This is a genomic window from uncultured Paraglaciecola sp. (assembly GCF_943787955.1).
In the GTDB taxonomy this organism is placed as follows: domain Bacteria; phylum Pseudomonadota; class Gammaproteobacteria; order Enterobacterales; family Alteromonadaceae; genus Paraglaciecola.
This window is the reverse complement of record NZ_CALSOK010000002.1, coordinates 68,981-81,744: the sequence shown is the minus strand read 5'-3', so window position 1 is coordinate 81,744 and position 12,764 is coordinate 68,981. Positions and strand designations below refer to the sequence as shown.

General features: G+C 39.9%; 7 protein-coding genes and 1 pseudogene. 6 read left to right on the top strand and 2 right to left on the bottom strand.

The genetic code is table 11. The features are described 5' to 3' along the window. Positions 1-46: 46 nt before the first annotated feature. On the bottom strand, positions 47-955 hold the full coding sequence (rdgC, locus tag Q0Y52_RS01020) for a recombination-associated protein RdgC (protein WP_297816848.1): 909 nt from the start codon (positions 953-955) through the stop codon (positions 47-49). A gap of 227 nt (positions 956-1,182) precedes the next feature. After that, positions 1,183-2,880, bottom strand: a pseudogene (locus Q0Y52_RS01015) (ATP-binding protein). A 436-nt stretch (positions 2,881-3,316) separates the two neighbouring features. On the opposite strand from Q0Y52_RS01015, the gene phoB reads away from it, so the two are divergent. The 6 genes from phoB (at position 3,317) to Q0Y52_RS00985 (ending at position 12,713) form a co-directional block, all read left to right on the top strand. Continuing rightward, positions 3,317-4,006 carry a phosphate regulon transcriptional regulator PhoB gene (gene phoB, locus Q0Y52_RS01010; protein WP_297816846.1) on the top strand — a complete coding sequence of 230 codons (690 nt, stop codon included), beginning with the start codon at positions 3,317-3,319 and terminating at the stop codon, positions 4,004-4,006. Positions 4,007-4,078: 72 nt separating this feature from the next. Further along, on the top strand, positions 4,079-5,410 hold the full coding sequence (phoR, locus tag Q0Y52_RS01005) for a phosphate regulon sensor histidine kinase PhoR (RefSeq protein ID WP_297816843.1): 1,332 nt from the start codon (positions 4,079-4,081) through the stop codon (positions 5,408-5,410). Between the two features lie 706 nt (positions 5,411-6,116). Next, positions 6,117-7,346, top strand: coding sequence for a serine hydrolase (locus tag Q0Y52_RS01000; protein WP_297816841.1), 1,230 nt, complete (start codon positions 6,117-6,119; stop codon positions 7,344-7,346). Between the two features lie 74 nt (positions 7,347-7,420). Next, positions 7,421-9,544 (top strand): S9 family peptidase, encoded by a 2,124-nt coding sequence (locus Q0Y52_RS00995; RefSeq protein ID WP_297816840.1) that lies wholly within the window; start codon positions 7,421-7,423, stop codon positions 9,542-9,544. Between the two features lie 247 nt (positions 9,545-9,791). Next, complete coding sequence (locus Q0Y52_RS00990; protein ID WP_297818070.1) at positions 9,792-12,137, top strand: zinc-dependent metalloprotease; 2,346 nt, start codon at positions 9,792-9,794, stop codon at positions 12,135-12,137. Continuing rightward, positions 12,138-12,713, top strand: a complete 576-nt coding sequence (locus Q0Y52_RS00985; RefSeq protein WP_297816837.1) for an NUDIX domain-containing protein — start codon at positions 12,138-12,140, stop codon at positions 12,711-12,713. Positions 12,714-12,764 lie beyond the last annotated feature (51 nt).

Here is a 12,764-nt window from a genome sequence, read left to right as displayed (position 1 = left end):
AGATGCTGGGTTGAACCAGCATCTAATAACGAATATTCCCTGTGTGCTAACTCACTTTTTCATCGTCTAAGTTAAATATTTCTTTCAGACGCTTAGCGAAACGAACTACTTCACCCGACATTAGCGCAAAGTTTGCATCCAATCGAGCAAGCATCTGATCCTTAGGTATGTCGTCGTTTTGTTCTCTTATAACATCGGTAAATTTTATGCGTTTGATGCTTAAGTCTTCCTGAATGATTGCCGTGAGTGTTTCACTCCACTCAACTGCAATTTTTTGAACTGATTTTCCAGCTTCCAAATGATGTTTGATTTCTTCGCTATATAAATCCTGATTTTTACAACGAATACTGGCGCCATCTTCTTCCAATGCTTTTAGTTCTGCTTCTTCTAATACACTAATATCTGTTGGCGCTGAGTCATCTTTTAACCATGAGGTTAAATTTGCCTGCACAGAATGTCTAGCTAAAGGTACAACAGGTAAGGAGCCTATGGCTTTGCGCAACATGGCTAAGAAAGCCTCAGCTTTGCCATCTGCAGACGAATCCACTACAACTAAATGATCTTTGGTAGAAATGAAGCCGTGTGTATAGCTATTTTTGGTGAACGCTTGGGGCAGCAAACGATGAATTATCTCTTGTTTCATATCCTGCTGGGCTTTTTTGCCGACAGGAGAGCCTGTTTCGGTTTCTATTAGCGTTACTTTGTCTGCAAGTTCTGCATTCACCACTACAGCTGGCAAGATACGTTCTTGCTTCTTTAGCGTTAACCAAATCCTACCGGCTGTTGCGTGGATCAAAGTCTCCCCTTGATTAAAGGGAGAAGCCCACCCCATAGTGGCTAATTCTTGACTGCCACAAGGGCGAAATTTAAATTCAGCAAGTTTGTCTTCAAAGTCTTGTTCTTTGAAATCCATGTCTTGGGTAATTGCATAAAGTTTTAGGTTTTTAAACCACATAAAATAATCCGCTAAGAGTGAGGGGCTGTCTATCTTTCAAAATTCAAGTGTTGTTCAATCTAAAGCCATACTGCTGCTCGGATTGCGAAAAATATAAAACACCTTGGCGCAGAATTGCGCTATTAAAAATGGTCATAGAGACTATCAGGAATTAACTCTATCTACTATGTGAAAGGACATAAATATGCCTTAATGGGTTTTACTTAAACGGGGAGAGTGATTTTGTATTACAGGTCATTGTTAGGTTGACTAAATGCTTCTATATTGGCACCTAGTGATTGGGTCATTAGATTGTACATAATGTGTGTACCTAAGCCACTTCCTCCATTCCCCCCTTCTGGTAGTATAAAATGCATCGTGATGGCGGTTTAATGTTGCCTCATCGAGACGTCTTCCATTGTCACAGTCGTTAGTAATAAGGTTGTTGTCTTGCTTCAAGATATCTAGTTTACGCTCTCCTTTGGGTTTATCTGCGAAACCATGGATCAGAGAATTGATAATCATATTGGTTAATATTTGTGCCAACACGCCAGGCGCACATTTAATAGACAAATCGTCCGGACAATGAATATCAATAGTATGCTGAGTCTTTTTGAAGTTAGGGTTAAAGATTGTACGACTTCTGTTCATTACTCACTGACATTGATGTCTCTTTCTACTTCACTCGTTTGGTCAACAGCGATTTGTTTAAAACTTGAAATAAGATCAGATGCACGGTTTAAATTGTTGACGAGTAACGTGGTGGTTTGCTCGGCCTCGGTCAAAAACACCGTCATGGTATCACCTGTTAGCTTTTTATCATTGTAGGCGGCTTTAATTTTTTTGACTCCGTCATGTAAAGAGCTGGCTGCCGTTACACTTATACCTAAAGGCGTATTGACGTCATGTGCAATGCCAGCTACTAAGTTACCTAATAAAGCCATTTTTTCTGATTCAACTAATTTATCTTTAGCTACTTCAATAGTTTCCATCGATGCAGCTAACTCCGTATTTCGTTTACGTAGTTCATATTCGATAAATTGACGATTTTCGTTTTCTTGGCGCAGTTCATGTTGATTAATTAATAAATCATCTTTTTGTTGTTCTAAGTCCAACATAATTCTGCTCAAAGTGGCTGTTTTTTTAGCCACCTCTTGTTCCAATGAAATATTCTGTTTATCTAATTTCAGGTTAGCTTGTTGTAACTGATTTTGAGTGCCTGCAAGTTTGGATTGAAACTCAATCATTTCATCGATTAATTTATTGTAAGAAGTTTCCAGCACCTTTAATTCATTGTCTTCATCAATGTTTAAGTCAAGCTTGGAGGCTTCAGGGTGGTTTAAGTTGAAATCAGTAATTTGTTGGGTTAATTTATTCAGGGGATTTGTCAGCATAGTGCGAAATGCACTCATAAATAAAAATATTAAAAATCCAGTTTTAACGATGGCATTACCAACCAAAAAAAATATTCCCACTTCTATTCTACTAAAAATAATGGCTGAACTTGAATATAAAGTGACATCACCGACGAGTGATGTTCGACCGGAGAATTGGAATATCAAGGGAAAACTATAGCCAAACGTTCCGCCTGCGTTATTTCTCACCACACCATTAGTAACAGACTCACCGACTAATTTAAACGTACGTCCCAAATCGGCTATATACTTGCTGTTTTCATCTCGAATCTGCACACCTTCAACTATGGACAGTTCCATTAAACCTACTGCAATAGATTTTGCTTGAGGGGTATTGAGCTCCCAAATAGCCCGAGTCAAGCTAGTACTAAAGGTGTTTTTTAAGGTTTTAAGCTCACCTTCAATATGACTTTTAGCATTTAAATATTCGGCGAAAACCTGGCCTGCAGTTACTAGTAGCGTAAGGATAAAATAAACTGCCAGCACTCTGGTTAGAAGCTTTGTTGATAAGCCTTGCTTAACGTTTGACATTGAAGTTTATATCTCCTTAAATTTAAACAGCTGCTAGAGAATATGCGGAATAAAAAAAATAAACAAGATGTCTAGGATGTGATTACCTTTGAAGTTCCATTTCAGTAAACTGCTCGGCACCGTTTTAAGCATTTAAGTGATACACGAAGTATCACCACCTATGCCAATACCTAATGATAAAGACCACAACGGTTGCCGCCATGCTTAAACCGCTTTAGACTTCGCTGCAAATCCTATTTTTGGGTTGTATGTGTAGATAGCCGATTGAGCAATAATGTCTTTTGAGGAGCAGTCTAATCAACATTTTTAAAAGTCTTTGATTTATTAAATTATTGTTTTAGCGATATAAATAAAGACTAAAATGCTGATCGTCATAAAAATGTCACACAAAATATGAATAATCTAAAGAGTTGTTGCTTTAGCAAGGAATATAAAAATGGCAAAACGTATTTTACTGGTGGAAGACGAAGCTCCCATCCGCGAAATGTTAAAGTTTGTACTTGAAAAATCAGGTTATGAAACCGTTGAGGCTGAAGATTATCAAATAGCGTTAGACAAAATAGTAGAGCCTTTTCCAGATTTGATTTTACTCGATTGGATGTTGCCAGGTGGCACGGGTGTGCAACTAGCCAAAAAACTCAAGCAACATGAATACGCTCGAGACATCCCAATCATTATGTTAACTGCCAGAGGCGAAGAAGAAGACAAAATAAGAGGTTTAGAAGCGGGTGCTGATGATTACGTAACTAAACCCTTTTCACCAAAAGAACTGGTGGCGAGAGTCAAAGCCGTGATTAGACGTGTATCACCCACATCCAGCGAAGATGCTATTGATTACCAAGGTTTGAAACTTGATCCTCTGTCTCATCGCGTGACATCTAATGACGTGCCCATTGATATGGGACCCACAGAGTTCAAACTTTTACACTTTTTTATGACCCATACTGAGAGGGTATATAGCCGTGAACAGCTTTTGGACAATGTATGGGGGACAAATGTTTATGTGGAAGATAGAACAGTAGACGTGCATATTAGAAGGCTACGTAAAGCCTTGTCTGAGTTTTCACATGATAATATGATCCAAACAGTGCGTGGTGCAGGTTACCGTTTTTCCAGCAAAGTGTGATAAATGCAGTCGAATGTTAATTCTCAGAAACACACATATTTTTTAATCCCAAAACAGGAATATAGCACCTAGATGCATCCCTCATTTCCTTGGTTAAGAAGCATTGCAAGAGTCATTATTTTTATGGCATCTTGCACGTTACTTGGCTTATATATTGAGCAGTTAGCCCTAATTTTGTTGATGGGAACTTTTATACTGCTTGTATGGCAGTATTGGCGAATTTATACGCTTAATTATTGGTTATGGCACAGTAAAAAGATTTCTCCTCCTACTGCCTGGGGTATTTGGTCGCATATTTACCAAGGAATTTATGGCACTAATTTAAAAAATCGTAATAAGCGTAAATCTTTAGGTGACATTATTCGTCGTTTTCGGCAGGGTTCAGAAGCACTTCCCGACGCAGCAATTGTAGTTGATAATTCTTCTGAAATCACCTGGTGTAATCGATTGGCAAGAATCGAGCTGGGTTTACGTTGGCCCCAAGATATGGGGCGTAAAGTATATGATTGTATTAATGATGAGCAGTTTATCAAGTTCTATCACGCTAATCGTTTTGAACAGCCGATAGAAATTATCTCTCCTATTAATCCCAGCAAAGTATTAGAGTGTAGAGTAGTACCTTACGAAGATGACAATTTGATGATACTCATTCGTGATGTGACGCGCCTGACTCAAATTGAAAAAATGCGTAAAGATTTTGTGGCCAATGTTTCTCATGAGTTGAGAACGCCTTTAACGGTGATTAATGGGTATTTGGAGATGTTGCCAGAAAATGGCGAACTACCTGCACCAGTAATGAAAAAAGCTCTATCTGAAATGCGCTCCCAATCTATTCGTATGCAAGATTTAATTGAAGAGTTGCTGGTGTTGTCACGCATTGAAGCCAGCACTGAAAGAGTCTTCGAAAAAATGGTGAATGTGCCTCAATTGTTGTGGCAAATTCATGCTGAAGCAGAAGCACTCAATCGTGAAAAGTCACATAAAATATTCTTCGATATATCACCAATTTTATATGTCTACGGTATTGAGTCTGAATTGCGTAGCGCATTTTCTAATATTATTTTCAACGCCATCAATTACGCACCTAACAATGGTGTGATAGAAGTAAGATGGTCCCTGAAAGGTGATCAGGCTAAGTTTAGTGTTAGAGATAATGGAGATGGTATTGCATCAGAACATATTGAGCGTATTACAGAGCGTTTCTATCGTGTAGACAAAGCAAGATCGCGAACAACGGGAGGCTCTGGTCTAGGGTTGTCTATCGTCAAACATGTTTTATCCCACCACAACTCTCACTTGGTAGTTAAAAGTGATGTTGGCAAGGGAAGCGAGTTTTCCTGTCTTTTTTCTGACGAACTCACACTCTTAGTCGATTTGAAAACGAATAAAAGCAATTTGTTATAATTGTCCATCTATCGAGTACCCACATTTCACTTGTTCTAACCTAGCGTTTTTTAGTCATTAATGGCTGTTGTCACAGGCATATTGTGACTTTTGGTCTATTTGTTTTTTCTAACTAGAGGTAATAATTAGTCCTGTTACAGATGCACTTTTACTAAATGGCTTTTGCCAACTCTGTATTGAGCACAGAGAACATTTCTTGTCTGCATGTCAAGGCGTGAAGGATAGAAGTGAATTACTTCAACGGCTTAAAATAGATCGAAAGCAATCTTCAGTCAGTTCTTGAATTAAAATATGACAAGTATTACTGCTTATGGCAATCGGGAGCATAATAGCGGTGCTTAAAACTTTAGAATTTGGATCCTGACCTATTTTTAAAGTGGCATCTGAACACTCAGTCAGATTTTCACCTAACTTACTACTCGACCAAAACATAGGGCTTCAAGCGATGGGGTATATTTTGTTACTCGCATTGGTTATCGGTTCTATCCGCGGTGTATTTTCCCCTTGGAGGGCAGCCAGGGTGCCAATCATATTGGTGTTTCAAACAAGGATAACATTCTGATTTCATTGAATCATTGATGTATCAAAAGCCGAGCTGATTATTCTCGGTTTTTCTTTTTTGTCAGTTTATAAGGTGGTTTTTGGTGTGAGGCTAATTTAAGGTAGTGAATTAAGTCTCACCTTACTGTGTTGAATAAAGGGTCAAATGAAAAAGCTATTCAGTGTAAAAAAAGTCATAGTGTGTGTGTTCATTATTGTAGTGATAGTGGTCAGTGTTTATCAAAAAAACCTTGTGCGTTTATACACCGCCGTCACTTTGTATGATCAAGACAAAATCGTTAATAATTTCCTGACCATGTATCAATCGTTTAATGCAACTGTCATTCCTGCAAGCGCAGAGCCATTTTACTTTCCAGTGGATACCCAAGCACTGCCTGATTCATTTGAATACAACAGCAATGCTATCTCTACTCAAGGCTTTATCACCGATAGCCAAACAACGGGTCTGTTGGTGTTGAAAAATGGAAACATTGTTTATGAAGATTATTGGCTTGGTCATGAGAAAAACAAACAACATATCTCTTTTTCTATGGCTAAGTCCTTTGTATCAGCCTTACTGGGAATTGCTGTTGAGGAGGGGGTAGTGACGAGTATCGAACAGGCGGTGACTGATTATGTCCCCGAATTAATAGGCAGTGGCTATGAGGGCGTCAGTATAAAAAACGTATTGCAAATGTCCTCAGGTGTCAGTTTTAACGAAGATTATAGCGACTTTAATTCTGACATTAATCGATTTTCCCGAGCCACCGCTTTTGGCACGTCTTTAGATGAATTTTCAGCTTCATTAGTTCGAGAAAAAGAGCCAGGCACTTATCATCATTATGTGAGTATTGATACGCAAGTGCTTGGTATGGTGTTAACCCGTGCGACAGGGAAAAGCTTAACTGATTATTTATCTGAAAAAATTTGGCAACCTCTAGGTATGGAGCATCAAGCCTTTTGGTTAGCAGATGATCATGGCATGGAATTGGCTTTAGGGGGACTCAATGTGTCCTTGCGTGACTACGCTAAATTAGGTTGGCTGTATCTTAATCAAGGCACTTGGACTGACAAACAGGGACATACACAGCAAATAGTGTCCAAGCAATGGGTGATTGACTCTACTTCAGCCGTTGCGCCGCATCTTGTGGCAGGCAAAGACAATCCCGCATCATCATCTTCTTTTGGTTACGGGTATCAATGGTGGTTACCACTTGGTGCTGAAGACGAATTTTCTGCTCAGGGCATTTACAATCAATACATCTATGTCGATCCAGATCAAAACTTAGTCATAGTTAAAAATTCAGCTAATTATCGTTTTACGGACAAAAGTTTAAACTGGGCAGCCAAACACTATGCTATGTTCCGTGGGATCAGTATTCATTTTTCAAAATAAGAAAATATTTTGATGCCAAAGGAATGTTCTTTTTGTCATTTTTTTCACCTTTTTTCATGTTGGGAGCTGCCGCTATGACCACACTTTTAAGCGTTTGTAATTCTGAGCCAGAAGACAAGATATTTCCTAGGTTACAACAGTTAGAAATGTCTCAACCAGAAGCAAACACACAAGCTTATAAGGCGCAATATCATGGATTGACCTTAACTGATAATTATCATTGGCTAAGAGATCAGGATTATCCAGAAGTCAACGATAAATTGGTGTTGGATTACCTCAAGGCTGAAAATGACTACTATGCAAACTTTCTCACCCCCCATAAAAAACTGGTTGATACCTTATTTGAAGAATTTAAAGGGCGAGTAAATGAAACTGACTCCTCTGTGCCTTGGGCAAAAAATGGTTATGAGTATCGGTGGTATTTTCAGCCTGGTAAAGAATATAAAACCTGGGCTCGGCGAAAGTTAGACAGTGAGTCTGAGCAAATATTTATGGATGAAAACCTGTTGGCTGAAGGACACGAATATTTCGATTTAGGTGATTGGGATATCAGCCCAGACAATGACTACTTAGCTTACTCGGTCGATATTGATGGCAGCGAACGAAGTATCATTAAAATCAAAAATTTAACCACGCATGAATACCTTGAAGATGAATTAGTCGATGCTGCAGGCTCTATGCTGTTTAGCCAAGATAGCCAACTTCTTATCTATTCTTTGTTAGCAAAAGATAAATGGAGGACATTGAGTGTCAACGTGCATAAGTTGGGAACTCAACAAAATCAAGATAGGGTGTTGGTTAGTGAAGTTGATGAAACTTTTTTTTTAGATTTTGACCTCACCAGTAGTCAGCAGTATTTGATATTAACCACAGGTGATTCTGATAGAACAGAAGTCTCGGTGGTAAGCATGGCAGACTTAAGTCAAGCCCCAAAAATGCTTAACACGCGAGATCAAAACTTTAGGCTAGACGTTGACCATGGCAATGGGTATTTTTATATGTTGACCAATGATACTCACGTCAACTTTAGAATCGCTAAAAGCAAAGAAGATCAAGTGCATTACGATCAATGGCAGACTGTATTTGTAGGTTCAAATACGAGATATTTTAAAGATTTGCAGGTGTTCAAAGACTTTGTGGTTATTGGTCGAAGTGTTCAAGGGCTAGAGTCGATCAGTATTTTACCTAATCAAGGGGCTAGCCATGAAATACTGTTACCTGAAAAAGTGGCCAGTGTCAGCTTAGGTGCTAACCCAGAGTTTTTGCAAAAACACGTGCGGATCAGATACGAATCAATGATTACGCCCGACAGTGTCTATGATTACGATGTGTCCAGTAAAACCCTTAATTTACGCAAAATAAAAATCATTCCCTCTGGTTACGAAAAAAGCTTGTACACCACTGAACGTATTATGGCTGAGGCCCGTGATGGCGCGAAAATACCTATCAGCATTGTGTATAAAAAGGGCTTTAAGAAAGATGGATCCCAGCCTCTATACCTTTACGCTTACGGTGCCTATGCTATGGGGCTTGAGCCTAACTTTTCTATCACACGTTTAAGTTTACTTGACCGAGGTTTTGTTTATGCCTTCGCTCATGTGCGAGGTGGAGATGAAATGGGTTATCAGTGGTACTTAGATGGCAAATTGGACAAGCGAACCAATACCTTTAATGACTTTGTTGATGTTGCTCATCACCTAATCGACCAAGGTTATGTTGCTAAGGGTAATATATCCATAGAGGGGGGAAGTGCAGGGGGAGAATTAATGGGTGCCGTTGTCAATCAAGCGCCTGATTTATGGCGTTCAGTGAATTTAGCAGTCCCTTTTGTTGATGTGCTTAATACCATGCTAGATGCGACTTTACCACTTACTCCCCCTGAATGGACCCAATGGGGTAATCCTTTGATGAGCAAACAAACATTTGAATACATCCAAAGTTACTCTCCCTATGACAATATTCAAGCCAAAGAATACCCCCCCATGCTAGTCACTGGCGGATTAAACGACCCGCGAGTGACGTATTGGGAGCCCGCAAAGTGGACCGCCAAAATGCGAGCCACCAAAACTGACAATAACTTATTGGTGATGCGCATCAATATGGGGGCAGGGCATTTCTCTAATACTGGTAGGTATGGACGTTTAAAAGACTCTGCTGAGGAGTTCGCCTTTACGCTTATTGCCCATGGTATTAATTAATTTGTTATGGCAATGGACCTATTGACCTTTGATTCACTGTGACACGTGAAAAATTGACATGTCCTATCATTATCAATTTATTCACATCGCTTTTGTTTGTTAGCAAATACCGTTAATGTTAGGGGTATATAATTGTTTAAGAGATATTCCCATGCGTTTTGTCTATTTTTTTCTGTTTATTCTTTCCACACAGGTTTTTGCTACTGATCCCAATACTAGAAAGAGTATTACAGACTTTACTAAGGACATGCAGCATCATAGGGGGTTCTTTGAATTTTACTATCAAATTGAGACAGACAAAGTTTTCTTAAAGATTGACAAGTTTGGGCAATCTTTTTTATTCCAAAGTAGTATGCCACAGGGTATTGGCTCCAATGATATAGGCTTAGATCGTGGGCAGTTGGGTGATACTCGATTAGTGAAATTCGAGCGTTATGGTAACAAGGTACTGCTTAAACAATTGAATACACAGTATCGCGCTAGTTCATCTAATCTTGCCGAACAAGCGAGTATTGACGAAGCTTTTGCTGATTCGGTCATTGCTGGTTTCTCTGTTGTGGCCACTGACGGTGATATAGTTGTTATCGATTATACTGATTTTTTACTGTCTGATATTCATCAAATTTCTCAACGTCTAACAGCAACTAAACAAGGTAGCTATAAGGTTGATTTAACGCGTAGTGGGGTATTTTTAAAGCGTAGTAAATCATTCCCTGAAAATACTGAACTAGAAGCCCTAGTAACCTTTGGTGGCTCTAAACCAGGTCAGTATGTGTATCAGGTTACGCCAGATCCCATTAGTATTTCTGTGCATTTACATCATTCATTGGTGAAGTTACCAAATACGGATTATCAACCAAGAAAATTTGTCCCTTTTTCCGGATTCTGGTCAGTGGGTTATGAAGATTACTCAGTGCCAATTCAAGAAAGCATGAAAAAACAGTTTATTCCTCGCCACCGTTTGAATAAAAAGCAGCCCAGCGCGGATATGAGCGAGGCAATTGACCCTATTATTTATTACCTTGACCCTGGCATTCCTGAGCCGGTAATGAGTGCATTAAAAGACGGTGCTTTATGGTGGGATCAAGCTTTTAACGCTATAGGCTATAAAAATGCTTTTCAGGTTAAAGTGTTACCACAGGATGCTGATCCTATGGATGTGCGATACAACGTGATCCAGTGGGTACATAGAGCAACTCGGGGGTGGTCTTATGGCTCCTCTGTTATTGACCCCCGTAGCGGCGAAATTATTAAAGGTCATGTCACCTTGGGTTCACTGCGGGTTAAACAGGATTATTTAATTGCCTTGGGTTTGACTAGCCCCTTTAGTGGAGATGGGGCTGCTTCGGACGTTGCTAGTAGACATAACCTGTCTGATGATCAAGTGGATACCTCTAAACAAACAGAAATGGCCCTGGCGCGTATTCGTCAGCTTTCTGCTCACGAGGTAGGGCACACCTTAGGCATTTCTCATAACTTTGCAGCCAGCGAATATGGTCGAGAATCTGTGATGGATTACCCGCATCCTTTGGTGAGTGTTAAGGATGGTAAAATTAGTTTAGATAATGCTTACGATGTGGGCATGGGAGCGTGGGATAAATATGTGGTGGCTTATGGTTATCAAGAATACCCCGATGCCATTACCGAACAACAAGCGTTAAAACATTTAGTTAGTGATGCTAGGGCTAAAGGGTTCAAGTATCAGTCCGACCCAGACGCTCGTCAGTCTCATGCAGCCAATGTAGAAGGGCACCTTTGGGACAATGGCGCAGACCCTGTGAGAGAGCTAACTCGGATCAGCGAAGTGCGCAAAGTGGCTATAGCAAACTTTGGTCTTAAAACCATTAAAACCGGTGCCACACTGTCTTCTTTGGAGGAAATTTTTGCTCCTATTTATTTGTTTCATCGTTATCAGTTAGATGCGGTTGCTAAGTTAATTGGTGGGGTGAACTACGAGTACGAATCAAAAGGTGATTATTCAGTTGCTAAGGGTGTCAAAGTCATTTCTGCTAAACAGCAAAAAGATGCCCTCACGGCCATGTTAAATACCCTGCAGAGTGATTTTTTGAGTATTCCTGAGTCTGTGGTTCAATTGATTACTCCAAAAGCTTATGGTGAAAGCCGCAATCGCGAAAGTTTCAAAGGGCGAACCGGGCATACATTTGACCCCATTAGCGCCGCAGAATCTGCCGCAGGTTACAGTCTTAACCTATTATTACAAGCTGAACGTTTAAACCGTATTGCGCAACAAAAACACCAGTTAAAAGGCGTACCTGATTTGGCGTATTTATTGACTGAACTGTTTAAACTGACCATAAAAGACGGTATCGACAGAGACTACCCGCAGCTGAGTAAACGGATCAATTATTTAGTGTTAGATCAAGTGGTACAAGCCATGCAACAGAAAAAATTGGCACCTGAAGCTCGGGGCGAAATGGCATTACAGTTGATTGATTTACACAAGTGGTTAAAAAATAAAAAGCGCAATGCTCACAACGAAGTAATGGCTCGTCAGTTGGAACAGTATTGGCGTCTAGGTAAATGGCATACGCAGTTTACATTAAAACCTTTACCGCCGGGCTCACCAATTTAATTGCTTGCCCCAAATTCGGTCAGTATGGTTAATGATACCCCAACCTTGCATTGCGTAAAATGCGCTCAGCCCAGTCTCCTCAAGCAAGGAGAAAAAGCCTTTAGATGCAGTTTATGTGGCTTTGTGTATTTTCATAATGTCGCTGCTGCAGTTAGCGGGGTGATTGTTTGTGACCAACAAATGTTACTGGTGCAAAGGGCACAACGGCCATCCAAGGGAAAGTTAGACTTCCCTGGAGGCTTTGTTGATTACAACGAATCAAATGAGCAGGCGTTAACACGAGAGTTACTAGAAGAATTACAGCTGCCCATTGACAACATGCGGTACCTTTTTTCTTACCCGAATCGTTACCTTTACCAAGATGTGCTCTATTACACTTCAGACAGCTTTTTTGAGATCCATCTAACCACTAAACCTGCTTTAGTTTTGCAGCAAGATGAAGTGAGTCGTTATCTTTGGTTGGATATGTCGACTGTCAATGCTAATGAGCTTGCCTTTGCATCAGGGCAAAATGCATTGAGGGCGTATTTAAGAGGAAATAATTATGATAGGCGAGGGGGGATGACAAAAAAGTGAGCATGAAAATCAAGTCTTATACCCACTTTTTGTTTTTAAAAATGACGCTAT